This is a genomic window from Mesorhizobium sp. ANAO-SY3R2 (assembly GCF_042466635.1).
In the GTDB taxonomy this organism is placed as follows: domain Bacteria; phylum Pseudomonadota; class Alphaproteobacteria; order Rhizobiales; family Rhizobiaceae; genus Aminobacter.
The window spans coordinates 16,661-41,155 of record NZ_CP159955.1 but is presented as its reverse complement, the minus strand read 5'-3'; the positions used below and the strand labels follow the sequence as shown (position 1 = coordinate 41,155).

At 64.4% G+C, this 24,495-nt stretch carries 23 protein-coding genes and 1 pseudogene; 10 read left to right on the top strand and 14 right to left on the bottom strand.

Annotation, left to right across the window (positions count from 1 at the left end; translation table 11 throughout):
• Positions 1 to 23: 23 nt before the first annotated feature.
• Positions 24 to 1,499: a M48 family metalloprotease gene (locus ABSY17_RS04870; protein WP_378947384.1), complete on the top strand. Its 1,476-nt coding sequence runs from the start codon at positions 24 to 26 to the stop codon at positions 1,497 to 1,499.
• Between the two features lie 4 nt (positions 1,500 to 1,503).
• Here the strand turns inward: ABSY17_RS04870 and ABSY17_RS04865 are convergent, their stop codons facing one another.
• The 7 genes from ABSY17_RS04865 to ABSY17_RS04835 all read right to left on the bottom strand — a co-directional run bounded on the left by ABSY17_RS04865 (position 1,504) and on the right by ABSY17_RS04835 (position 10,319).
• Positions 1,504 to 2,373 carry an RNA polymerase factor sigma-32 gene (locus tag ABSY17_RS04865; protein WP_378947381.1) on the bottom strand — a complete coding sequence of 290 codons (870 nt, stop codon included), beginning with the start codon at positions 2,371 to 2,373 and terminating at the stop codon, positions 1,504 to 1,506.
• A gap of 219 nt (positions 2,374 to 2,592) precedes the next feature.
• The gene (locus ABSY17_RS04860) at positions 2,593 to 3,177 is read right to left on the bottom strand and encodes a CarD family transcriptional regulator (protein WP_378947379.1); all 585 of its coding nucleotides are present in this window, start codon (positions 3,175 to 3,177) and stop codon (positions 2,593 to 2,595) included.
• Between the two features lie 355 nt (positions 3,178 to 3,532).
• A complete protein-coding gene (gene fdxA / locus ABSY17_RS04855; RefSeq protein WP_378947376.1) occupies positions 3,533 to 3,871 on the bottom strand; it encodes a ferredoxin FdxA in 339 nt (112 codons plus the stop codon).
• 146 nt (positions 3,872 to 4,017) lie between these two features.
• The gene (locus ABSY17_RS04850) at positions 4,018 to 4,401 is read right to left on the bottom strand and encodes an RNA-binding S4 domain-containing protein (RefSeq protein WP_378947373.1); all 384 of its coding nucleotides are present in this window, start codon (positions 4,399 to 4,401) and stop codon (positions 4,018 to 4,020) included.
• Positions 4,402 to 4,406: 5 nt separating this feature from the next.
• Positions 4,407 to 7,634 (bottom strand): helicase-related protein, encoded by a 3,228-nt coding sequence (locus tag ABSY17_RS04845; RefSeq protein ID WP_378947371.1) that lies wholly within the window; start codon positions 7,632 to 7,634, stop codon positions 4,407 to 4,409.
• A gap of 676 nt (positions 7,635 to 8,310) precedes the next feature.
• A complete protein-coding gene (locus ABSY17_RS04840; protein WP_378947368.1) occupies positions 8,311 to 9,036 on the bottom strand; it encodes a beta-ketoacyl-ACP reductase in 726 nt (241 codons plus the stop codon).
• Positions 9,037 to 9,134: 98 nt separating this feature from the next.
• Entirely contained in the window at positions 9,135 to 10,319 is a 1,185-nt protein-coding gene (locus tag ABSY17_RS04835) for an acetyl-CoA C-acetyltransferase (protein WP_378947365.1), read from the bottom strand.
• Positions 10,320 to 10,612: 293 nt separating this feature from the next.
• On the opposite strand from ABSY17_RS04835, the gene phaR reads away from it, so the two are divergent.
• Entirely contained in the window at positions 10,613 to 11,218 is a 606-nt protein-coding gene (gene phaR / locus ABSY17_RS04830) for a polyhydroxyalkanoate synthesis repressor PhaR (protein WP_378947362.1), read from the top strand.
• 281 nt (positions 11,219 to 11,499) lie between these two features.
• Here the strand turns inward: phaR and rpmF are convergent, their stop codons facing one another.
• A complete protein-coding gene (gene rpmF / locus ABSY17_RS04825) occupies positions 11,500 to 11,682 on the bottom strand; it encodes a 50S ribosomal protein L32 (RefSeq protein WP_008834724.1) in 183 nt (60 codons plus the stop codon).
• Between the two features lie 157 nt (positions 11,683 to 11,839).
• Positions 11,840 to 12,589, bottom strand: a complete 750-nt coding sequence (gene mtgA, locus ABSY17_RS04820) for a monofunctional biosynthetic peptidoglycan transglycosylase (RefSeq protein ID WP_378947359.1) — start codon at positions 12,587 to 12,589, stop codon at positions 11,840 to 11,842.
• Between the two features lie 56 nt (positions 12,590 to 12,645).
• Here mtgA and ABSY17_RS04815 point away from each other — a divergent pair, with 56 nt between their 5' ends.
• From ABSY17_RS04815 to ABSY17_RS04800, 4 genes are all read left to right on the top strand, one after another.
• A complete protein-coding gene (locus ABSY17_RS04815; protein WP_378947356.1) occupies positions 12,646 to 13,593 on the top strand; it encodes a polyprenyl synthetase family protein in 948 nt (315 codons plus the stop codon).
• Positions 13,594 to 13,712: 119 nt separating this feature from the next.
• Complete coding sequence (locus ABSY17_RS04810) at positions 13,713 to 16,043, top strand: response regulator (protein ID WP_378947353.1); 2,331 nt, start codon at positions 13,713 to 13,715, stop codon at positions 16,041 to 16,043.
• A gap of 138 nt (positions 16,044 to 16,181) precedes the next feature.
• The gene (locus ABSY17_RS04805) at positions 16,182 to 16,376 is read left to right on the top strand and encodes a hypothetical protein (RefSeq protein WP_378947350.1); all 195 of its coding nucleotides are present in this window, start codon (positions 16,182 to 16,184) and stop codon (positions 16,374 to 16,376) included.
• A 2-nt stretch (positions 16,377 to 16,378) separates the two neighbouring features.
• Positions 16,379 to 16,846, top strand: coding sequence for a PTS sugar transporter subunit IIA (locus ABSY17_RS04800; protein ID WP_378947347.1), 468 nt, complete (start codon positions 16,379 to 16,381; stop codon positions 16,844 to 16,846).
• A gap of 7 nt (positions 16,847 to 16,853) precedes the next feature.
• Here ABSY17_RS04800 and ABSY17_RS04795 read toward each other — a convergent pair.
• A pseudogene (locus ABSY17_RS04795) lies at positions 16,854 to 16,958 on the bottom strand (SPOR domain-containing protein); the annotation flags it as partial.
• Positions 16,959 to 16,982: 24 nt separating this feature from the next.
• A complete protein-coding gene (locus ABSY17_RS04790) occupies positions 16,983 to 17,318 on the bottom strand; it encodes a cupin domain-containing protein (RefSeq protein WP_378947344.1) in 336 nt (111 codons plus the stop codon).
• 126 nt (positions 17,319 to 17,444) lie between these two features.
• Between ABSY17_RS04790 and ABSY17_RS04785 the strand changes: the two genes are divergently transcribed.
• Positions 17,445 to 17,966: a MarR family winged helix-turn-helix transcriptional regulator gene (locus ABSY17_RS04785; protein WP_378947341.1), complete on the top strand. Its 522-nt coding sequence runs from the start codon at positions 17,445 to 17,447 to the stop codon at positions 17,964 to 17,966.
• Positions 17,967 to 17,986: 20 nt separating this feature from the next.
• On the opposite strand, the gene ABSY17_RS04780 is transcribed toward ABSY17_RS04785, so the two are convergent.
• From ABSY17_RS04780 to ABSY17_RS04770, 3 genes are read right to left on the bottom strand one after another with little or no spacing between them, the layout of a single operon-like run.
• Entirely contained in the window at positions 17,987 to 18,841 is an 855-nt protein-coding gene (locus ABSY17_RS04780; RefSeq protein ID WP_378947338.1) for a lytic transglycosylase domain-containing protein, read from the bottom strand.
• Positions 18,842 to 18,843: 2 nt separating this feature from the next.
• Positions 18,844 to 20,097, bottom strand: a complete 1,254-nt coding sequence (gene ispG, locus ABSY17_RS04775; RefSeq protein ID WP_378947336.1) for a flavodoxin-dependent (E)-4-hydroxy-3-methylbut-2-enyl-diphosphate synthase — start codon at positions 20,095 to 20,097, stop codon at positions 18,844 to 18,846.
• Between the two features lie 57 nt (positions 20,098 to 20,154).
• Entirely contained in the window at positions 20,155 to 20,913 is a 759-nt protein-coding gene (locus ABSY17_RS04770; protein ID WP_378947334.1) for a class I SAM-dependent methyltransferase, read from the bottom strand.
• A gap of 246 nt (positions 20,914 to 21,159) precedes the next feature.
• On the opposite strand from ABSY17_RS04770, the gene ABSY17_RS04765 reads away from it, so the two are divergent.
• From ABSY17_RS04765 to ABSY17_RS04755, 3 genes are all read left to right on the top strand, one after another.
• Positions 21,160 to 21,942, top strand: coding sequence for a 3-hydroxybutyrate dehydrogenase (locus tag ABSY17_RS04765; RefSeq protein ID WP_378947331.1), 783 nt, complete (start codon positions 21,160 to 21,162; stop codon positions 21,940 to 21,942).
• A 26-nt stretch (positions 21,943 to 21,968) separates the two neighbouring features.
• A complete protein-coding gene (locus tag ABSY17_RS04760; RefSeq protein ID WP_378947328.1) occupies positions 21,969 to 23,099 on the top strand; it encodes a patatin-like phospholipase family protein in 1,131 nt (376 codons plus the stop codon).
• A gap of 243 nt (positions 23,100 to 23,342) precedes the next feature.
• Entirely contained in the window at positions 23,343 to 24,473 is a 1,131-nt protein-coding gene (locus ABSY17_RS04755; RefSeq protein ID WP_378947325.1) for an efflux RND transporter periplasmic adaptor subunit, read from the top strand.
• The last annotated feature ends 22 nt before the right edge of the window (positions 24,474 to 24,495 follow it).

The following is a 24,495-nucleotide window of genomic DNA, read 5'->3' as shown; positions in this document are numbered from 1 at the left end:
CCCGCCGCCACGGCCAGATCGAAATGAGCACGCCACGCCGCACGCGACTAGCTATCGCGGTTGCGCTTTCGGCGCTGGTTGCCGGCTGCCAGGCGCTCAACCCGACCGACCTGCGCGAGTCGGGCTTCCAGCCATCCAACAATCCGGTGACGGTCGACAACGTCTCGCGCTACGACAAGCTCGCCGAGATCGCCAAGGGCCAGCATCCACGCATTCTCGCCACCTATGGCGGCGAGTATTCCGATCCCAAGCTGGAACGCATGGTCGCCAAGGTGGTCGGCAGCCTAACGACCGTGTCGGGCAATCCGAACCAGACCTACCGCATCACCATTCTCAACTCGCCCAACGTCAACGCCTTCGCGCTGCCGGGTGGCTATCTCTACGTGACGCGCGGGCTTCTGGCGCTCGCCAATGATTCGGCTGAGCTCGCCGCCGTCATCGCCCACGAGATGGGCCACGTCACCGCCAACCACGGCATCCAGCGCCAGCAGAAGGAAGCCGAGGAAGTTCTGGCGACCAAAGTCGTCACCGACGTGCTCGGCGAAAGCCCGACCGCCAAGGCAGCCCTTATCCGCGGCAAGCTGCGGCTCGCCCAGTTCTCGCGCAATCAGGAGCTGGAAGCCGACGGCATCGGCATCAAGATGAGCGGCGAGATCGGCTACGACCCCTTCGCGGCCGGGCGCTTCCTGCAGTCCATGGCAGCCTACAGCGACCTGCGCGCGGTCAGCGGCGCTACCGACGCCAGCCTCGACTTCCTGGCAAGCCACCCGAACGCGCCGCAGCGCATCGACCTAGCCCAGCGCCACGCCCGCAACTTCGGCGCGCCCGGCATCGGCCAGCGCGATCGCGATTCCTTCCTTGCCGGTGTCGACGGGCTGCTGTTCGGAGATACGCCTGATGAAGGCTATGTGCGCGGCACCACCTTCCTGCACCCCAAGCTCGGCATCTCGTTCTCGGTGCCGCAGGGCTTCGTCATAGACAACACGGCTGCCGCGGTCACCGCCACGGGCCCGAACAACGTAGCCATCCGCTTCGACGGGGTGAGCATCAACAGCAAACTGTCACTGCCCGACTATGTCCGCAGCGGCTGGGTGGCAGGCCTCGACCCTGCAAGCGTGCGTTCGGCAACGGTCAACGGCAACGAAACGGCATTCGCCCGCGCCAGCGCCGAGGGCTGGCAGTTCGACATCATGGTGACCCGCGCCGGCGATCAGGTCTACCGGCTGCTGACGGCGGCGCCGACGGCAAGTCCGGACCTTGACAGCATGGCCCGTTCGGTGAGCTCGAGCTTCCATGTCATGACGGCGGCGGAAAAGGCGGCGCTCAAGCCGCTGCGCATCCGCGTCGTCACCGTGCAGCCCGGCCAGACCATGGGCTCACTCGCCGCCAGCATGGTCGGCGTCGACCGCAAGCTCGACCTGTTCCGTGTGCTTAACGCACTTGGCCCAGGGGCTACGCTTTCGGCCGGCGACAAGGTCAAGATCGTCACCGACAGGTAGCGGCTCAGGCCGACACGAAGTCGGCGCTCTGCCTGACGAGGGCCGACTTCAGCTTCTCCATCGCCCGGGTCTCGATCTGACGGACCCGCTCCTTGGAGATGCCGAGCGAGGTTCCGAGCTCTTCGAGGGTCGCGCCCTCCTCGGTCAGCCGGCGCTCCTCGATGATCTGCAGTTCGCGCGCATTGAGCACGCGCAGCGCATCGCGCAGCCAGCATGAACGCCGCTCGATGTCGATTGCGTCGCCGACGAGTTCGTCGGGTAGCGGCGCATCGGAAACCAGCAGATCCATCCGCTCGCCGGCATCGCCGTCGTCATTGAGCGGTGCGTTGAGCGAAGTGTCGGGCACGGACAGACGCATATCCATCAGCGCGACATCAGCCTCCGAGACGCCGAGTGCTACCGAGATTTCCTGATAGGCGGAAGTGCCGCCGATCGGCCCGCCGCCCTGCGCGAGACGCGCCCGCATCCGCCTCAGGTTGAAGAACAGCGACTTTTGTGCCGAACTGGTGCCACCCCTGACAATCGACCAATTGCGCAGGATATAGTCCTGCATCGATGCCCTGATCCACCACGTGGCATATGTCGAAAACCGCACTTCTCGGCCGGGATCGAAGCGGGCAGCAGCTTCCAGGAGCCCGACATGGCCTTCCTGGATAAGGTCACCCAGCGGCAGGCCGTAGCGCCTAAACTTGACCGCCATGGCAATGACGAGCCTCATATGCGCAGTGGCGATGCGGCTGAGGGCATCCTCGTCATTGTGCTCCTTCCAGCGAATGGCCAGTTCGAGTTCCTCGCCCCGCTCCAGATAGGGTGCCCGCGACGCGGCCTTCAGCATCATCTGCTCGCCGGCCAGTATTGCCCGATCCATGCCCATGACGTGCTCTCTCGTCGAGTGGATTGCCAAGCTGGTGCGGGGGTCTCCGCCATCGATAATCAATGCATGCCCGCGGGTCTTTAACGCGGCATGATGGTTAATGTTCCCCGTCGGGCGGACACAGGATTCTCAAACGACACGGCCGGCGACGGGCGGCCGGACACAAAAAAAACCCGGCCAATGGCCGGGTTTTTTTTCGCAGTCTCGGTGGAAGACCGATCAGGCAGCTTCTTCCTGGTCGGCGTCCGCTTCCTCGTTGTCGGCCTTGGCGCCGCGCTTCGGACCCTTGTTGAGGTTGGCCTCGATGAGATGCACGGCCTCGGTTTCCGACAAGCGGTTGACGGCCGCCAACTCGCGCGCCATGCGATCGAGCGCAGCTTCATAAAGCTGGCGCTCGGAATAGGACTGCTCCGGCTGGTTGTCGGCACGGTAGAGATCGCGCACGACTTCCGAGATCGAGATCAGATCGCCGGAATTGATCTTTGCATCATATTCCTGCGCGCGGCGCGACCACATGGTGCGCTTGACGCGGGCGCGGCCCTGAACGACCTTCAGCGCGCGCTCGACATAGTCCGTCTCGGAAAGCTTGCGCATGCCGATGGAGGTCGCCTTGGCGACCGGCACCTTGAGCCGCATCTTGTCCTTCTGGAAATCGATCACGAACAGCTCGAGCTTGTGTCCCGCCACTTCCTGCTCGTCGATGGACACGATCTGGCCGACGCCATGCGCCGGATAGACGATGAACTCACCGGTCTTGAAACCATGACGCGCTGCGGATTTCTTCTGCGGGATGGTAGTTGCCATACGCCCTGAACTCCTTCTAATAACACCGGCCCGCCGAGGCCGGCTGAACGAGGGTGGCCGCAATCGCGACCTTGTACCGCACGACAATCGACCCCCAATCGGAGAGCCTGGAGCTGCAAGCCGCGAACGCAGCGGCCGCTGGCCCCAGATTGCTCTGGTCCAGATTGAGGTTGTCACCTTTCAGTGATTTAGGCTTCGAGCCATAGATCGACGTTGTGTCATCGGCATGTTGACTAAGCCCTAACACAAAAAGTCGGAAGAATCAAGGTTTTGCTGCATATGCGCGGCCGCTACCGCGTCAAGGGACAGCGATAGCGTAAAAACCAGACATTCGGCGCTCGTGGGCGCGCCGCCCTCAGTTACCCTCGCCGGGCGCTTCTGAGAAGTACTTTTCGAACTTGTCCGCGACGCCGTCGAATTCCTTGGCCTCGGGCAACTCGGGTTTCTTGGTCGTCAGGTTCGGCCACTTGCTCGCGTATTCGGTGTTGATCTGAAGCCATTTGTCCAGGCCCGGCTCGGTGTCGGGCTTGATCGCGTCAGCCGGACATTCGGGCTCGCAAACACCGCAATCGATGCATTCGTCGGGATGGATGACGAGCATGTTCTCGCCTTCGTAGAAGCAGTCGACGGGACAGACCTCGACACAGTCGGTGTACTTGCACTTGATGCAATTGTCGGTGACGACGTAGGTCATGCGGCAGGCTCCGGGACTTCCCGTAGTTCAATCGATGTCGGTGAGGTAGACCCTTTGCCAGGCTGTTGCAAGGGCGGCTTTTCCGCGCAATGCGCCATTGGCGAAACGCAATTCTCAACTTTCCGGCATCGAACTTAGGCGCTGCCTCAGTCGCCGCGCAAACGGTCGGTGGCGCGTCGTTCCTTTTTTGTCGGACGCCCGCTGCCCGCTTCGCGCAGCGGCGGCCTGGCATCGGGCGGCGCCTCACCCTTCGGCGTCGGCGCCGGCGACAGATCCTCGTAGAGCAACCGCGCCTCTTCGGCCGGGCCACGCCGCTCGCCCGGAAACAAGACCTTGTAGACGAGGATGCGCCGGTCGAGCGTGATCGTCAGCACATCGCCGGTCTTGACGACATCGGAGGCCTGGTCGAGCTTTCGGCCGCTCAGCCTGACGCCGCCGCTCTGCACCAGCTTGGCGCCGAGCGAACGCGATTTGACCGCGCGCGAGAAGAACAGCCACTTGTCGATGCGCTGTCTTCCCTCGCCCGCCAAGGCAGCTACTTCTTGAGCTGGTCGCGAAGCGCGGCGAGCTTGGCGAAGGGCGAATCCGGATCGATTCGCACCGGCCGTTCCTCGCGCGGCTTCTGCTGGAACGACGGCTTGCCCTTGAAGCCGCCCCTGTCGTTCCCGTGCTTGTCGCCCCCATGCTTTTCGCCGCCGGGCCGCTCGCCACGGCCACGATTCTCGGGACGTCCACCCTCGCCCTGCGGCTTGCCGCCAGGTTTGCGGTCGAAGCGCGGGCGCTCCCGGCCCTCGCCGCGTTCACGCTCGCCGCGGTTGCCCTCGCCCTGACGGGCTGCAGGAGCATTGCGCTGGTCGCGCTGGCCGCCGCGCGGACGGTTGTCGTTGCGGTGGCGCGGGCGCTGCTCGAAGCGCCCCTGGCGCCAGATCAGGATCGGCTTGGGCTCTTCGGCCTGTTCTGCCGCAGCGGCTTCAACCGGCGCCGCTTCGGCTGCGGGGGCTTCGGCGGCGATAGCTGCCTCCGGCGCGGCCTCAGATACAACGCTTTCAGGCGCAGGCTCGGCAATGGCCACTGCGTGCTCGGCAGCGGGCTCAGACGGCTGCTCGGCAACAGGCACCTGCTCGGCAACGTCGGCTACTGCCTGCTCCACGGTTTCGCTGGTTTCGACGACAGGCTCCGCCGCAACCTCGGCGGCTTCGCCGGTTGCGACAGCCTCGGTCGCTGCCACCTTGGCGGCCGCGGCACGCTCTGCAGCCTCACGCGCGGCCGCATCGATCGACTCGAGCTTTTCCTTGACCTCGGCAGCGGGCTTGGGTTCGGCGCGATAGCCGAGCCCCTTGAGGATTTCCTCCATGTCGTCGCCGGTGGCACCGAGGATCGACATCATCTGCGGGGTGACGATGAACGCGCTACCGTCATAGGCACCGTCAGGACGAGCGCCAGTGCCCTGCTTCCAAGACAGCGCCGGACGGATCAGGTCTGCCAGGCGCTCGAGAATGTCGACACGCACGGCGCGCCGGCCGAGATTGCGGAAGCCGGCAAGCTTGTAGAAAGTCTTGTCGAAGCTCTGGTCGATGACCACCGAGGTGCGGCCAGCGGCGAGCGCGTGGACCACGTCGCCAAAGCCCGGCTTGTCCTTGCCATCGTTCTTGAGCGCCCACAGCAGCGTCACCAGCCCGGCCGGAGCCGGCTTGATCAGCGCCGGCACGAAGACATGGTAGGCGCCGAAACGCACGCCGAGCCGGCGCAGCGCCGCCCGGCCCTCCTGGTCGAGCGACTTCACCTCTTCGGCGATGTCGCGGCGATTGATCAGGCCGAAATTCTCGACCAGCTGGAAAGCGATGCCGCGACCGATGCCCGAAAGCTGCTCGGCCGACTTGAGATCGACCAGCGGCTTGAGCAAAAGCTCGATCTGGAAATTGACGAAACGGTCGGCGCGGGCGGCGACCTTGTCGCGCGCCGGTCCGGTCAGCTGTTCGTCGGCCAGCAGCACGACGCGCGGCTTGAGCGCATCCTCGCCTTCGACCAGCGTACCGATCGGCGCGCCGATCCAGCGCAGGACGCCGTCAGAGCCAAGCGCGATGTCGCCATTCGGCGCTGCCGAAAAGCGCTCGGCGCGATTGTCGAACTCGGTGGCAAGCGCCTTCTGGGCAGCCGTGCGCACTGCCTTGGCGTCCTCGCCGCCCGCACTCTGGTCGGCGGTAAAACGGAACCCTTGCAGTTCGCCGACATGGTGGCCCTCGACGAGGACGGTTCCGGACGGGCTGATTTCGGCTTCAAGCATAGTATTTTCTCTAAGGCGGCGCATGAGGACGGAAGTCCTGCGGTCTACAAAGCGTTTCGTCAACCGCTCATGCAGCGCATCTGACAATCTGTCCTCGATGTCGCGTGTTTTTTCCTGCCAGTGTGCCGGATCGGCCAGCCATCCAGGGCGATTGGAGACAAAAGTCCAGGTCCGGATCTGGGCGATCCGATGCGAAAGCGTGTCGATATCGCCCTCGGTGGAATCGGCCCGACGGACCTGTTCGGCCATATAGTTCTCGTCGACATGGCCGCGTCGGGCAAGATCGTCATAGATCGAGGCGATGAGATCGGCGTGTTGCGCCGGAGCGATCTTGCGGTAGTCGGGCAGCGCACAGGCTTCCCAGAGAAGCGCGACGCGCTCGCGATTTGTGGCGAGCGAGCGGATCTCGGGGTCGCGCGAAAGATGCTCGAGCGCCTGGGCATCGACCGCCGGCAAGGCGCGGGTCAGCCCCTCGACGGGTGCCACCGTGTCGATGGAGCGCTTGAGCGCATCGATGCTGGCGAAGTCGAACTGGGCGGTGCGCCACTGCAGCACCTTCACCGGATCGAATTCATGCGCCTCGATCCGTTCGACCAGTTCCTCGTCCAGCGGATCGACCCGGCCGGTGACGCCGAAGGTACCGTCACGCAAATGGCGGCCGGCGCGCCCGGCGATCTGGCCAAGCTCGGCGGCGGTGAGCTGGCGATACTGGTAGCCGTCGAATTTGCGGTTCTGGGCGAAGGCGACATGATCGACGTCGAGGTTCAGGCCCATGCCGATGGCGTCGGTGGCGATCAGGTAGTCGACATCGCCGGACTGGTAGAGCGCCACCTGGGCATTGCGAGTGCGCGGGCTGAGTGCCCCCAGCACCACGGCAGCACCGCCCTGCTGGCGCCGGATCAGCTCGGCAATGCCATAGACCTCGTCGGCGGAGAACGCGACGATGGCCGAGCGGCGCGGCAGCCGCGTCAGCTTCTTGGAACCGGCATAGGCGAGATGCGACAAGCGCGGCCGGGTGACGACCGAGATGCCCTTGAGCAGCTTTTCGAGGATGCCGCGCATGGTGGCGGCCCCCAGCAGCAGCGTTTCCTGCCGGCCGCGCAGATTGAGAATGCGGTCGGTGAAGATATGGCCGCGCTCGAGATCGCCTGCGAGCTGGACCTCGTCGATGGCGACAAAGGCCGCATCGGTCTGGCGCGGCATGGCTTCGACCGTACAGACCGAATACCGCGCACCGGCCGGCACGATCTTTTCCTCACCAGTGACGAGCGCCACCTTGTGCGCACCGACCTTTTCGCACAGCCGGCCGTAGACTTCGCGGGCGAGCAGCCGGAGCGGCAGGCCGATGACGCCGCTTTCATGCGCAATCATGCGCTCGATGGCGAGATGGGTCTTGCCTGTGTTGGTCGGCCCCAGTACGGCCGTGACATCGCGTCCTGTCAGGATCAGCGGGTCGTTCTGCTTGGGATGCACATTCATTTCAAGGAACCGCCCTCAGCGCCAGGACAAGCCCAGCGTTGTGGCGCTTGCAGCGCCGACTGGACACATAGGGACTTGTGCGCCAAAGCGAAAGCAGAATGTTCCGAATTAAGAGTTGGAACGAGTCTGGAACGAATCAGCGACGAATCACTGACTCCCGGTGATTCAGGTTTTGTTCACCGCAACATATGGACATTCCAGTGGCAAGCGGCACCACATGCAGAATCACTAAAGTGACCGGCCGCGCGTTCGGGCACCATGCTGTTAACCTTTGCGGGCCAGCCGCGGCGACCGACCAATGAGCTCGGCGCAAAATTATGAATTTGTTGATTTTTCCTATCGCCGCATTAATGGCGAGACCGCCTACCTGGCGCATTTGATTAAGACTTGAACCAAATGCGGAACGAATCGGCGACGAATCACTGATCCGCCAGATTTCCCGTTTTGTTCACTGCTAGATATTGTGCCCCAGCGCCCACCGACACCGATTTTGGCACACGACCTGCCTGAAGCGCGGCACGACGCCAGACCAAGGTGTTAACCTTTACGTGCCAGGCCGGCACACACTTCGCTCAACGGGCGCTTTGGCGATCGCAGTTCATTCAGGAACCGCATTTGCAACAAGGAAACGGCGCCTCGCGGCGCCGCTTCCTGTTCACCGATCCGACATTGATGGCTAGCCCGCTATATACTGCCCGCCATTGGCGGTGAGCGTGGCACCGGTGATGAAGCCCGACCCCTCGGACGCCAGGAACACCACGCAGCGCGCGATCTCCTCCGGCTCGCCAAGGCGGCCGACCGGGATCTGGGCGATGATTCCCTCGCGCACCTTCTCCGGCACCGCCATGACCATGTCCGTGGCGATATAGCCGGGGCAGATAACGTTGACGGTAATGCCGGCGCGCGCGCCCTCCTGGGCCAGGGCCTTGGTGAAGCCGATGTCGCCGGCCTTGGAGGCCGAATAGTTGGCCTGGCCGGCCTGGCCCTTCTGGCCGTTGATCGAGGAGATGGTGATGACGCGGCCGAACTTGCGGTCGCGCATGCCGCTCCACAGCGGATGGGTCATGTTGAAGACGCCGTGCAGATTGGTGTCGATGACCTCCCGCCACTGCTCGCGCGTCATCTTGTGGAACATCGCATCGCGCGTGATGCCGGCATTGTTGACCAGCACCGAGACCGGGCCGAGATCCGCCTCAACCTGCCTGATGCCGGCCTCGCAGGCATCATAGTCGGCGACCGACCATTTGTAGACGGGGATGCCCGTCTCCGCCTTGAACTTCTGCGCGGCCTCGTCGTTGCCGGCATAGTTGGCAGCAACGGAGTAACCGGCGTTTTTCAGGGCGATCGAAATCGCAGCACCGATGCCGCGCGAACCGCCAGTGACGAGTGCAACCTTGCTCATGTGTTTCCCCTTCTCTTGCTTGGTATTTCGCCCGCTCTGGTGACAGGCTTATGAAGACAAAAAGGGCGGCACCTTGGCCGCCCTTTGTTGTTTTTGCTCTACATCGCTTCGACACACATCGCGACGCCCATGCCGCCGCCGATGCATAGGGTGGCGAGCCCCTTCTTCGCGCTGCGTCGCCGCATTTCGTAGACCAGCGTGTTGAAGATGCGGGCGCCCGACGCGCCGACCGGGTGGCCGATGGCAATCGCCCCGCCATTGACGTTGACGATCGACGGATCCCAGCCCATGTCCTTGTTGACCGCGCAAGCCTGGGCAGCGAAGGCCTCGTTGGCCTCGACAAGGTCGAGATCGCCGACCGACCAGCCGGCCTTTTCGAGCGCCTTGCGCGAAGCCGGGATCGGGCCGGTGCCCATGATCTGCGGATCGACGCCGGCGGTTGCCCAGGAAACGACGCGGACGAGCGGGGTGAGGCCGCGGCGCACAGCCTCGGCTTCGCTCATCAGCACAACGGCGGCAGCGCCATCATTGATGCCGGATGCGTTGCCGGCCGTGACCGTGCCTTCCTTGTCGAAGGCCGGCTTCAGCTTGGCAACGGCGTCCAGCGTCGTGCCGTGGCGGATATATTCGTCCTGGTCGACGATGGTGTCGCCCTTGCGGCCCTTGATGGTGACGGGGACGATCTCGTCCTTGAACTTGCCGGCCTTCTGGGCCGCCTCGGCCTTGTTCTGCGAGGCGACCGCGAACTGGTCCTGCTCGTCGCGGGTGAGCTGCCACTGGCGGGCGACGTTCTCGGCGGTAGTGCCCATGTGGTAGCCGTAGAAGGCGTCGGTCAGTCCGTCCTTGATCATGGTGTCGAGCATCTTGAAGTCGCCCATCTTCACGCCACCGCGCAGATGCTGGCAGTGCGGCGCCATCGACATCGATTCCTGGCCGCCGGCGACGATGATCCTGGCATCGCCCGTGGCGATCTGCTGCATGCCGATGGCGATGGTGCGCAGGCCCGAGCCGCAAAGCTGGTTGAGGCCCCATGAGGTCGCTTCCTGCGGGATGCCGGCAGCCATCGCGGCCTGGCGCGCGGGATTCTGGCCCTGACCGGCGGTCAGGATCTGGCCAAGGATGACTTCATCGACCTCCTTGGGATCGACGCCGGCACGGGCCAGCGCTTCCTTGATTGCCACGGCTCCGAGTTCGTGGGCCGGCGTGTTGGCGAAGGCGCCGTTGAAAGAGCCGACCGCCGTGCGGGCCGCGCTGACGACGACGATGGAGGAAGAGGAGGACATGTTTCTCTCCAGAAGTGGTGAAACGAGGTGGCTTGTTGTGTCGAGGGTGTTCGTATCCACCACTTTTCTTGCCCGTTCCAGGACCCGAGTCAAACCGGAAAATCGGCTGACGGCTCATGCTGCGCTTGCGCTGCAGCAATGCTGCGCAGCATTTTTTGCCGGCGCTGCGCGGCGATTGCTTCTTGCACTGCACAAATCGCTTGGATTTGCGCTTGCTTTGCGCTTATCCTGCTGCCGAGGGCAATGTTACCGGCTGCTTACACGGCATTCCGGTCTTCCGGGGGAGGATACTGATGCCTGCAAAGAATGAGCCGGTCGTGATCAAGAAATATGCCAACCGGCGTCTCTACAACACCGGCACGAGTACATATGTGACGCTCGAGGACTTGGCCGAAATGGTCAAGAAGGGCGAGGAGTTCACCGTCCAGGACGCCAAGACGGGTGAGGACATCACGCATCCCGTGCTGACGCAGATCATTTTCGAGCTGGAGAACAAGGACGGGCAGAACATGCTGCCGATCCCGTTCCTGCGGCAGCTGATTTCCTTCTATGGCGACCAGATGCAGATGGTCGTGCCGAGCTTCCTCGAGCAGTCGATGATTGCCTTCGCCAAGGAGCAGGAACGCTTCCGTGAGCAGATGAACTCGGCCTTCGGCAAGACGCCGATGGATATGATGAAGGGCGCCACGCCGATGAAGGCGCTGGAGGAGCAGACGCGCCGCAACATGGAAATGTTCCAGAACGCGATGCGCATGTTCACCCCCTTCCCGATGCCCAATGGCAACGGCGCTTCCGCCGAACCGGCGAAGAAGGAAGCCGCGCCCGAGAAGGCGGACGATCTCAGGGAACTCAAGGAACAGATCGCCGCAATGCAGCGCAAGATCGATTCGATGGGGTGAGGCACGGTCGGCCTAAGGCCGACAAAAAGCCAACTGCTTGGCTTTTTGAGTGCCGAACGCCCGGAGCGACAGCGAAGGGCCGGGCCCCGTTCGAAGGGCGCGAACGCCGGGGAGCCGCCGGAGGCAGCGGGCCCCCGGCCGGGGCTGGCTCGTAGATCAAGCCCATCAGATCACGCCAGATCGATCCGGCAGCCTTACTGGCTGACAATAGTCAAACGCACAAAAAGAAAGGACCGGCCAAGCCGGTCCTTTCCAAATAGGCCCGTCCAAAAAAAGCTGTCTCAGCTTTCCTTGGGCGTCAGCACCTGGCGACCGCGATACATGCCGGTCTTCAGGTCGATGTGATGCGGACGGCGCATTTCGCCGGAGTTCTTGTCCTCGACGTAGGTCGGGGCCTTCAGCGCATCGGCCGAACGGCGCATACCGCGCTTGGAGGGGGAGGTTTTTCGTTTTGGAACAGCCATGGATACACTCCACTAATCGGTCAAGTGACCCTGTCCGCCCTCGTGAAAGGGCCGTTTCCAAGGCCGGATACTAAGATAAGTTGGCGAGCCTATACACGTCGAAACCGAGCTTGACCAGCCCGAACCGACTCTTTTTTCGGCCAAGGCGCGTGCCCGGCTAATCGAGGCACTGCACATAGGCGCCGGCCTTGCCCGCACGGCGCTCGATGACGGAAGCCAGCCGCTTGAGTCCGGGGCCAGGCTTGGCCGGGTTGCGCGCGAGCGGATTGGGCAGGGTCACCGCAAGCAGTGCGGCCTGGCGCCGGGTCAGCTTGCTCGCCGGCTTGCCGAAATAATGCTGCGAGGCGGCCTCGATGCCATAGATGTTGGGGCCCCATTCGGCGATGTTGAGATAGATCTCCATGATCCGGCGCTTGGACATCAGCGCATCGAAATAGATCGCCAGCGGCAGCTCGGCGGCCTTGCGGAGGAAGGAGCGGCCGTTCCAGAGGTAGAGGTTCTTCACCGTCTGCATCGGAATGGTCGACGCACCGCGGGTCGACTCGCCGTCGAGCGCGTCGTTGATGACGCCCTTCAACTCGCCGAGATCGACACCCCTATGGAAACAGAACTGGCCGTCCTCCGACATGATGACCGAATGGGCCAGCACGGGCGCGATATCGTCGAGCGGCACCCATTGCCGGTCATAGCCCTGCAGCGTGACGAGGTCCTTGATCATCAGCGTCGAGATCGGGCGGACGAAGGGCGGCAGGTAGAGGATGGTGAGCACGATCGGCAGCGCAGCCATGAGTGCGGCGGCAAGCGCCCCCAGCCGCACCCAGCGAGGCAGGCTCGCACGCGAGGAGAACCCGCGCCTTGCTCCCATCTCCAGCCTTTCGGTTTCCGGCTCTATGATCGGTTCTGCCAACCCGCCTGCCCTTGCCTGTCAGCCATTCGGCATAAAGGCGCTTGGCTTCTTGCGCAATGACTGACTGTCGGCTACCGCTCGCCGCCATGACGATCGACAGCGATATCATGTTCGAAACCGCACTCGGGCTGCGCGCTGACGCGGTTGAAGCGCAATTGCGGCTTCTGCTCGACGAGCGCGTCCTGCCCAGCGAGATTGTGCGGCCCGCGCATCTGATGGCGGCGATGCGCCATGGCGCGCTCAACGGCGGCAAGCGGCTCAGGCCCTTCCTGGTTCTGGAAAGTGCGGCCCTTTTCGACGGCGACGGCGAGGCGGCGCTGCGTATCGCGACCGCGCTCGAATGCGTGCACTGCTATTCGCTCATCCATGACGACCTGCCGGCGATGGACGACGACGACATGCGCCGCGGCCAGCCAACGGTTCACAAGGCCTTCGACGAGGCAACGGCAATCCTGGCCGGCGACGGACTTCTGACCTATGCCTTCGACCTCATCGCCGACGAAGCGACGCCGCTGCCGGCCGAACGCCGGGCCGCCCTGGTGCTGGCGCTCGCCCGCGCAGCCGGTCCGGGCGGCATGGTCGGCGGCCAGGCGCTCGACCTCGACGCCGAGCGCAACAAGCCCGACGAAGCCGGCATCATCCGGCTGCAGGCGATGAAGACCGGCGCGCTGATCCGCTTTGCCTGCGAAGCCGGCGCGATCATCGCCGACGCCCCTGCCGCCGACCGCGACAGGCTGGCCGAATTCGGCTCGGCGATCGGGCTCGCCTTCCAGCTCGCCGACGATCTGCTCGACCTCACCGCCGACGCCAAGACCATGGGCAAGGCCACCGGCAAGGACGACGCTGCCGGCAAGGCGACGCTGGTGTCTCTGCACGGCCCCGAATGGGCACGAGCGCAGCTGGACGGACTGGTGACGCAAGCGCATGAATTGCTCGAGCCGTTCGGCGAACGGGCAATCATGCTCAAGGCCGCAGCAAGCTTCGTCGCCAGCCGCAACAGCTGATCCCAAGCACTATCCTAGGGTGTTGCCTGCGCGAGCACCTCGCGCGGGTGAGAATCTCTTAATATTAATAGTGTCTATTCCTGCCCCATAAAGTTGTGCGTATGTGTTTGGGGTTGCGCATGCCAGAGCACTCGTCATTCATCCGTTCGATTCGGATCAGATACCTGTCGGGTCTGCTGATCTTCGGGCTCGCCTCCACCGCCGTCGTGATTGCCTTCAGCCAGGGCAACGCCTATCGCCGCAGCGTCGACGCCATCGCCGGCGACCTCCTGTCCTTCACTCGCGACCTGCGCAACGCTGCCAACTTCGCCGAGACAACGCCCACCGCCTGGCGGCCGGACACGAAAGAGGCGCTCGCCATGGCGGCGCGCAATCACGCCGCCCGCCTCGAAGCCGGCATCGAAGGGATAACGGCTGCGATCGACGCCATCCGCCCGCATCTCGCGGCCAAGTCTCTAAGCGAAATCGACAGCGCATCGGTCAATGGCGACCTGTTCTGGTCGGCACGCGACATGGCGCGCAATCTCGGCGCGCTGGCGACGGCGCAGAGCCCCGACGAGTGGAGCTATCGCGAGATCCGCAACCAGAACGACCTGTTCGCCCAGCCGATGCTGGTGCGCGCCCGCGGCGCGATGGAAGACGAACGCCGTGTCGCCGAGTTGAGCAGCGACAGGTTGCTGATGACCGCCAGCGCACTGCTGATGCTGGTGATCGGTGCCGTCGCCTTCTGGGTGTTCCGACCGATGGAAAGCGCCATCCGCCGCGCCTTCGCCGAAACCGCCGAGTCACTTTCCAGGGCTGAGGCCGCAGACCGCGCCAAGTCGGAATTTCTCGCCAATATGAGCCATGAGATTCGCACCCCGATGAACGGCGTGCTGGGCATGGCCGAGCTTCTGGCACGCACCGACCTCACGCCGCGCCAAAGAACCTTCACCGACGTCATCGTCAAATCGGGCAACGCGCTTCTGACCATCATCAACGACGTGCTCGACTTCTCGAAGATCAATGCCGGACAGCTGACGCTCGACCCCGCGCCATTCCATCTCGGCGAGGCGGTGGAGGACGTCGCAACCCTGATCTCGGCCCGCGTCGCAGAAAAGAACCTCGAGCTGATCGTCCGCATCGACCCCCGCCTGCCGACCCATGTGGTCGGCGATGTCGGCCGCTTCCGCCAGATCATCACCAACATGGTCGGCAATGCGGTCAAATTCACCGAGCGCGGCCATGTGCTGGTCGACGTGTCGGGCAGGCCGGTGGACGGCAACGTGACCCTGCAGGTGCGCGTCGAGGATACCGGAATCGGCATCCCCGCCGACAAGCTGCAGAGCGTGTTCGAAAAATTCGCCCAGGTCGACGGCAGCTCGACCCGCCGCCACGAGGGCACCGGCCTGGGCCTGGCCATCGCTGCCCGCCTCGTCGACCTGATGGGCGGCAAGATCGGTGTCGAGAGCGAACTCGGCAAGGGATCGGTGTTCTGGTTCACGGCCCTGCTCGCCGTCCATGAGGCGCGCCAGGGCGGCGGGATCGTGCCGATGGACGTCACCGGCGCTCGCGTGCTGGTCATCGACGACAATCCGGTCAACCGCGACATCCTGCTCGAACAGCTCAGAAGCTGGGGCTTCGACTGCGCTGCCGCCGAAAGCGGCGCCATCGGCCTAGCCTTCCTCGACCGCGCCGCCCAGCTCGGCGCCAGCGTCGACTGCGTCATCCTGGACTACCAGATGCCGGGCATGAACGGCGCCGACGTCGCCAAGGCGATTGCCTCCGACAGCCGCATCTCGTCGATCCCGGTGGTGCTTTTGACCTCCGTCGACCAGGTCGATTTCAGCCGCCTGGTCCTCGAATTCGGCATTGCGGCCCACCTGACCAAGCCGGCACGTTCGGCGGTGCTGCTCGGAACCGTCATCGCCGCGGTGCAGAAGGCGCGCTCACAGGCCGGACGGACGGAGTTTGTGCGCGAGCCGGTCCGCCAGGCACCGCCTGCCCTTACCGTCATCCGCGGCCCGGCGCAGGCTGCGCTCACCCACCCGGAGGTCGCGCCGCTGCAGGGCGGCACGCTCGACGTGCTGGTGGCCGAAGACAATGAGGTTAACCAGCTGGTCTTTGGCCAGATCCTTTCAGGCCTGGGCCTCAGCCACCGCATCGCCGGCAACGGCCGCACGGCGGTCGAGATGTACCGCACCTTCAAGCCGAAGCTGATCCTGATGGATGTCTCGATGCCGGAGATGAATGGCTATGAGGCGACGCGCGCCATCCGCGCCGAGGAAGCCCGAAGCGGCAGCCGCACGCCGATCATCGGCGTGACCGCGCATGCGCTGAAGGGCGACCGCGAGAAATGCATCGACTCAGGTATGGACGACTATCTGCCCAAGCCGGTCTCGCCTGACAGGCTGGGTGCCAAGATCGGCACCTGGCTGAGCGAAAGCGCCAAGCTCGTCCATTCGGCTTGAGTGCTTCCGCGCCCCTATGACTTTCCTATTTCTTCGCAGTCCCGCCTCTCTCGAATCCTGATGCGGCGGCCGCTAGCTTTCTGACGCGCCGGCCCGAGGCCTTTGGCCAGGCCGGTGCGAACAACAAGGAAGACTGCGATGCTGCGCACTCAGATGCCGCACCGGCTTGCCGGTTCTGACAAACCCCAAGCCGCCGCCCGTCCAGGCAAGCCGCGCACGAACGACAACGCGCGCGCTATCGGCCAGACCGAACCGTTCATGTTCACGCGCCTGTTCTTCGTCACCGGCGTCTTGCTGGGCGGACTGGCACTCGCCAGCATGCTCTCGACCTGACCATGAACATTGGCGACGTGATTGCGGTCGAGGACGTGATCCTCGACCTCAGGCCGGAGGGAAAGACACGGCTGCTGAAGGAACTTGCCGTGCATGCAGCCGGGCGCACCGGCTGCCCAGCGGCCGAAATCACCTCGGTGCTCGCGGCACGGGAAAGACTGGGGTCAACCGGCCTCGGTATGGGCGTAGCCATACCGCACGCCAAGATGCGCGCCCTACAACGGCCTTTCGGCGCCTTCGTCCGGCTCGGCACGCCCTGCCCCTTCGAGGCCATCGACGGGCAGGACGTCGATCTCGTCGTGCTGCTGTTGTTGCCCGAGGCCTCGCCCCAGGAACATCTCAACGTGCTAGCCAGGATCGCCCGGCTGCTGCGCGATCCAGATGCGGTCGCGCGGCTGCGCCAAGCGGCGGACGCCGTGACTATTCACCAGGTGCTCGCCTGCAGTCAGCCACGGCCGGCAGTGGCATGAATTTGCCTCAGCGGTTCTTCACGACCACGCAGGAGCCGCCGGCCTTGTGCAGGTTGGAGCAGATCGCATCGGCCTCAGTACGATCGTCGGCGCCGATCCGCACCGCATGGAAGCCGCTTTTCGGAAAGGAGGCCCGCTACAGCCATTCCTGGATGATGCGGTCCGAGGCGTGCACGCAGATGATGTCCAGCCGGTCCTCGCCGACATTTCTGAAGCCATGCGGAACATTGGCCCCGACGACGACGACGTCACCGGCACAAGCGGCCAGTTTCTCGCCGCCGACGTCGAATTCCGCCTTGCCGGCACGCACGATCCAGGTCTCCGAATAGGGATGGACGTGCTGGCCAGGGCCCTGGCCCGGCTCATTGTCGACGAGGAAGAATGACACGCCCGAGCCGTGATCCTGCCCCTCGAAGCGGGCCGTGCGGCTCTGCCCCATCCTGAGAGTTTCGCGACGGATGAGCTGATACATATTCGCCTCCCTGACATGCCCGCGCGAAGCCTCTGGACCCCAGGGTGGCGGGCAACTATCTTTGCGCAAAGATAATCCAACGATATCTTCACGTCAAGATATCTGCTCACAGACAGGGAATGAAAGATGGCGGGAACACCGGAAAATGGCGACCATGTCGACCGGCTGCGGGGGCAGTGGTCGCGCGAGCTTCCCGATCTGGACACCTCCCCGATGGCCGTGCTCGGGCGCATCTACCGCATCTCCAACCTCGTCCGGCCCGGCATCGAAGCCACCTTCGCCCGCTTCGGGCTCGACCGAGGCGAGTTCGACGTCATCAGCACGCTGCGGCGCGCCGGCCCGCCCTACCGGCTGACCCCGACCGAACTCTACAGGTCGCTGATGGTGTCGTCGGGCGGGCTCACCCACCGGTTGGGGCGGCTGGAGAAGGCCGGCTTCATCCGGCGCGAACCCTCCCCTGCGGATGGCCGCAGCATGGCGGTGGTGCTGACAGAAGCGGGGCGCGCGCGCACCGAGGCCGCCTTCCGGGACGACATGGCCGGCGAACTGGAAATGCTGGCCGGCATGCCCGCGGGGGAACTGAACGAGCTCGCCGCCCTGCTGCGCAAACTGACCCTGGCGATCGACGCAAAGCTGGCGGAGACCTGACCCGGCGAAGATACCGACAGTCAGCGGTTCCTCAGCACCACGCAGGAGCCGCCGGCCTTGTGCAGGTTGGAGCAGATCGCATCTGCCTCAGTACGGTCGTCGGCGCCGATCCGCACCGCGTAGATGCCGCTGCGGCCTATCGGTGTCCGGACGCGGCTGACAACCGGATCATGTCCGGCGAGAAGCTTGGGAAACTCCGCCTTCACCCGTAGCCACTGGCTGACGGCAGCGGCACGGCGGAAATTGCCTGCGACCTGGATACCCCAGGGCTTGATGTGGATGCTCGCCATGGCGACCGTCGCCGACATGATGACCGGCAGCTTGCGGCACGCCTCGGCGAAGGACACCTTGGGATCGAGCGGGCGGTTGGTGCCGGCATGGGTCCTGTCGGAAAAATTGTCGGCCGGCTCGCCCATGATGGCGAGCACGTATGCCTCGGTTTCAAGCGGCAGGAAACCGCCCGAAGACAGCCAGCGCGCGACGCGGTTCTCGCCGGCATTGTAGGCGGCTGCGGCCAGGCCCAGATTGCCGAAATCTGCCTTGAGCTCGCCGAGATAGCGCGCCGAGGCTGGTATCGCCTGTTCCATGTCGAACGGATCGGCCAGGCCGCGCATCGCCGCCGTGCCGGGCATGAACTGGGCAATGCCTTCCGCGCCTGCGGGGCTGACCGCATTCGCATCGAAGCGGCTCTCTTTCCAGATCAGGCGGGCAAAGAACTCGCTTGGAATGCCGTGGCGTCGGGCGTGGACATCGATGAGGTCACACACACGTGCGACATGATCCTGCTTGCGCGCGCGGGGCGGATCGGCAAGTGCGGGCAGGCACAAAACCAGCGAAACGAGGAAAGCTGGCGCTGTCCTCGTTGTCGCGCGCATCGCTATTCGGCTGCGGCCTTGCCGCCGCGCCCGAAGCGTTGCTCGATATAGTCGGCGACCATCTTCTCGAAATCGTCAGCGATGGAAGGGCCGCGCAGCGTCGCTGCCTTCTGGCCGTCAATGAAGACGGGAGCTGTCGGCGTTTCGCCGGTGCCGGGCAAGGAGATGCCGATGTCGGCATGCTTGGATTCGCCGGGCCCGTTGACGATGCAGCCCATGACCGCGACCTTGAGCTGCTCCACGCCGGGATATTTCTCGCGCCACACCGGCATGTTCTTGCGGATGCCTTCCTGAATGTTCTGGGCGAGCTCCTGGAACACCGTCGAGGTGGTGCGGCCGCAGCCCGGGCAGGCCGCGACGATCGGCACGAACTGGCGGAAGCCCATGGTCTGCAGCAATTCCTGCGAAACCTGCACCTCGCGGGTGCGGTCGCCATTGGGCTCGGGCGTCAGCGAAATGCGGATGGTGTCGCCGATACCCTGCTGCAAAAGGATGCCCATTGCCGCCGACGACGCGACGATGCCCTTCGAGCCCATGCCCGCTTCGGTCAGGCCGAGATGCAGCGCGTGGTCGGAGCGGGAAGCCAGCATGGTGTAGACGGCGATCAGGTCCTGCACCTGGCTGACCTTGGCCGACAGGATGATCTTGTCACGCGCCAGGCCGATTTCCTCGGCGAGGTCGGCCGAGATCAGCGCCGACTGCACGATCGCCTCGCGCATCACCTGGTTGGCGGTGAGCGGCGAGCCGTTCTTCTGGTTCTCATCCATCAGCCGGGTCAAAAGGTCCTGGTCGAGCGAACCCCAGTTGACGCCGATGCGCACTGGCTTGTCGTGGCGGATCGCCATCTCGACGATGTCGGCGAACTGCTTGTCCTTCTTGTCCTTGAAGCCGACATTGCCCGGATTGATGCGGTACTTGGCCAAAGCTTCGGCACAGGCCGGATGGTCGGCCAGAAGCTTGTGGCCGATATAGTGGAAGTCGCCGACCAGCGGCACATGGATACCAACGCGGGCAAGCCGGTCGCGGATGTGGGGGACGGCAGCAGCGCTCTCGTCGCGGTCGACGGTGATGCGCACGATCTCCGAGCCGGCGCGATGGAGCGCGGCAACCTGGGCGACGGTCTTGTCGATGTCGGCCGTATCGGTGTTGGTCATCGACTGCACGACGACCGGCGCGGTCCCGCCGACGATCACGCCGCCGACATCGACGGAAACCGACTGGCGGCGCGGAAATGGAGAGGAAAAGTAGCCGGTCATGAACGGCCTTCAAGCTCGAGGTATCCGCGCTTGAGGTGGCGCGCGCGGTGCGAGTTGTCAATATCGCAGGTGGTCGCGCGAGCCAAGGGCGGCGTCGACAATGATCTCCGGGCTGGTGGGCGAGACGGGCGAGCGGTCCCAGTTGCCATACCATCTCACGTCGCGGAAACCTGCCTGCGCCAGAGCCGAGGCGAGTTGGTCCTGCGTGGTGAATCGGAGCGCGCTTGGCGCAACGACAGGATCCTCCTCGCCGAAGCGGAAATGCGTCTCGTAGCGGACCAGTTGGTCGTCGGCGAAGGTCACATCGTAGTGAACCTCGACCGGGCCGACACCGGCAATGTTCATGTGCCTTCGCGTCTGCTCGCGCGTCCATCCTTGCCATGGGCGCAAGGACGGATTGCGCGTCTCGAAGACCAGGCGCCCCTCCGGCGCGAGGTGGCGGCGCAGATTGCGCAAGGCCGCACTGATCTCGTCATCCGTCAAAAACACCTGGAACACGTGGCCAGTCATGAAGATGAGGTCAAAACGCGCCTCCTGTGCCAGCCGCGCGGCATCGCTCTCGATCCAGTCGACCGCTTCGCCGCCCGGTCGGTCCCGCGCAATGGCCAGCATGGCGGCGGCCGGATCAGCACCAGTGACGCGGTGGCCCAGTCGCGCCAATTCGACGGCAACCTGACCGGTGCCGCAGCCCATGTCGAGGATGGTCCGGGGGGTATGGCCCGCCATTTCGAGATAGAAGGCTGTGTCCTCGCCTGCGGGGTTCAGCGCGTCGTAGACGGCTGCGAGACGCGGATCGGAATAGCTGACGTCGGCCATGCGAGGCTCCGGATCTGAAATGCGGCGGAGGCAGCCACCCTGTGACGTCGGGGCTTTTTGCCAGGCCGGCCTTGGGTGAACGATGCGGCATTGCCTGTCAATTGCCGGTCCATTTTCGCCCCACCTTGCGAGTCATGGTGCAAAGTTAATGGCACAGGCGCCGCCAAATTGCCTTGTTGCACGGCGAGACACCTGTATGTTGCATTGCAGCAATCCAATCAAACCACCGTCCGAAGGACTTCCGTCATGGCTGCGACCAGAACCGCCATCGTCACCGGCTCGACTTCCGGCATTGGCCTCGCCATTGCAGAGGCATTTGCGGCGGAAGGCTGCAACGTCGTCATCAACTCCTTCTCCGACACCCCGTCCGACCGCGCCATCGCCGACCGCATCGCCAGCGAACACAAGGTCGCGGCGGCCTACACCCAGGCCGATATGTCGAAGGCGGCGGAATGCCGGGCGCTGGTAGCCAGGGCCGCCGAAAGATTCGGTTCCGTCGACGTTCTGGTCAACAATGCCGGCATCCAGCATGTCGCACCGGTCGAGGAATTTCCGGTCGAGAAATGGGATGCGATCATCGCCATCAACCTGACCTCGGCGTTCCACACCATCGCCGCGGCGATCCCACTGATGAAGAAGGCAGGCGGCGGGCGCATCATCAACATTGCCTCGGCGCACGGGCTTGTCGCCTCGGCCTACAAGTCGGCCTATGTGTCGGCCAAGCACGGCATCATGGGGCTGACCAAGACCGTGGCTCTCGAGGTCGCCCGCGACAAGATCACCTGCAACGCCATCTGCCCGGGCTACGTGCTGACCCCTTTGGTCGAAGCGCAGATCCCCGACCAAATGAAGGCGCACAAGATGGACCGCGACACAGTCGTCCGCGAGGTCATGCTCGAGCGCCAACCGACCAAGGAATTCGTCAGTGTCGAGCAGATCGCGGCCACCGCCGTCTTCCTGGCCTCGCCGGCGGCAGCGCAGATCAACGGCACGCACATCTCGGTGGATGGCGGCTGGACGGCGCAATAGTCACTCGCAAAGGAAAGAAATACGCCATGACTGGAAACAGCACGGCGGAGGAGACCAAACCGATCAACGTGGCACTCCAGGGTGGAGGTTCGCACGGGGCCTTTTCCTGGGGCGTGCTCGACCAATTGCTGGAGGACGGCCGGCTCGACATCAAGGCCGTGTCGGGAACGAGTGCCGGTGCGATGAACGCCGTCGCGCTGGCCGACGGCTGGGTGCGCGGCGGCCGCGACGGTGCACGCCAGAAGCTGGACGACTTCTGGCGGGCGGTGGCGCGCAAGGGCCGTTTCAGTCCGGTGCAACGCACGCCATGGGACGTGCTGTGGGGCAACTGGTCGGTCGAGAACACGCCCGGCTACCTCTGGTTCGACACCATGTCGCGGGTGCTTTCACCCTATGTCGCCAACCCGATGAACGTGAACCCGCTCCGCGACGTGGTCGCCGAGGAGATCGACTTCGACAATGTCCGCGCCTGCAAGGACATCGACCTGTTCATCTCGGCGACCAATGTCGAGACCGGCCAGCTTCACGTCTTCAGCGACGGCGAGATCGACCTCGACACGGTGATGGCATCGGCCTGCCTGCCGCAGATCTTCCAGGCGGTCGAGATCAAGGGCGTTCCCTATTGGGATGGCGGCTATGGCGGCAATCCGGCGATCTATCCGTTCTTCCGGGCCAACGACACCGAAGACGTGCTGCTCGTCCAGATCAACCCGGTGATCCGCGAGAAAGCGCCCCGCACTGCATATGAGATCCAGAACCGGATCGACGAAATCACCTTCAATGCTGGCCTGCTGCGCGAATTCCGCGCCATCGCCTTCATCACCGAACTGATCGCCGCCGGCCGCATACCGCACGGCGAATTTCGCGACATCCGCATGCATCGCATCAACGCGGACGACGCCTTCAAGGATCTCTCGGCCTCGTCCAAGATGAACGCCGAATGGGCGTTCCTCGAATATTTGCGCGACCTCGGCCGCACGGCCGCGAGCGACTGGCTCGAGGAGAACTTTGATTCCGTGGGAAAACGCGCCACTCTCGACCTGTCCGACCAGCTCGATGACGGCCTGAGGCCGCTGCGTGGGCCTTCGCCCGGGCGACGCGTGCGCGAGTTCCTGGCAACAAGGGCCAAGCCGGCAACCATCGGCAACCAAAACTAAGCCGCGCGACGCTCGTTCTATTCGCCGGCCATTGCAGCGCGCCGAACGATTCTGGACGTTTTGTCAGGATGATCTGTCGATTACTTTTTCTGACTGTTTTGCGCCGTCCATTTGAGGTAGAAGACGCCCTTCTTCCGCTTGCTCCGGCGCGAAGGGCATGCGGCATTGCGCGCGTCCATCAGGGGGACGTTGCACCTAAGCAAGATGACGGTAGGCCGTAACCGTCCTTAACGGATAACGACCATGTCGAAGATCAGGTTCCACAAGCTTGCGGCGCTGGCCGTGCTCGTTGGTTTCGCCGTCTGGACGGCCACGGGCGAGTTCTCCTCGGTGGGCAGCGCCCAGCCGGATGCCGAAGCAAAGCCGGCCCAGGCCGAACAGCCCAAAGCGCCGGTGCGCCGCGTTGCTGTGGTTGTGCCGCAACGCGTCAACCATGCCCGCGCCATTCGCGTATCGGGCAAGACCGAGGCCGACAAACGGGCGACGCTTGCAACCCGTGCCGCCGGCATCATCGCCAGCCTGCCCGTCAAGCAGGGCAGCCACATCAAGCAGGGCGATCTGGTGCTGATGCTCGACGCCGAGGAAAAGGCCGCCGCCGTCGATACGGCGCGCGCCCTGCTCGACGAGCGCAAGGGTTCGTGGGAAGCCGCGCAGAAGCTGGTCAAGTCCGGCAACCTGCCGAAGCTCCAGGCAGATGCGGCGTGGTCGGCCTATACGCTTGCGCAGGGCCAGGTGCAGGCGGCCGAGGCCGAGCTTGCGCGCAACCAGGTCAAGGCGCCGTTCGACGGCGTCATCGACCGCGTCAGCGTCGAACTCGGCAGCGCAGTGATGCAGGGTGCGGAAATCGCCACCGTCCTCAGCCTCGACCCGATCCTGGGCAAGGGCGAGGTCAGCGAGCGCGACCTGCGCTACATCAACATCGGCGACGAAGCCGATGTGAAGCTGGTCAATGGCGAGGTGGTGAAGGGCAAGCTGCGCTACATCAGCCGCGACGCCACCGCCCAGACGCGCACCTTCCCGGTCGAGATCGCCATCCCCAACGCAGACGGCGCCATTCCCGCCGGCATGACCGCCGAGATCAACCTGCGCGCAGCCCCCGGCGATGCCGTCATCCTGCCGCGCTCGGTGGTGACGCTGAGCCACAGCGGCGACCTTGGCATCCGAGCCGTCGACAAGGACAACAAGGTGGTGTTCTTCCCGATCGACCTGATCGACGACACGCCCAACGGCCTGGTGCTGGGAGGTATCCCCGCCGAGGCCAGGGTGATCGTCGCCGGCCAGGAACTGGTCAAGGAAGGCGACATCGTGGAAGCCGTCGAAGCCGATGCCGAGACGATCAAGAAGCTGATCGGGGACACCGGCAGCACGCAATAAGGCCTGTTCCAGTCCGATTGTA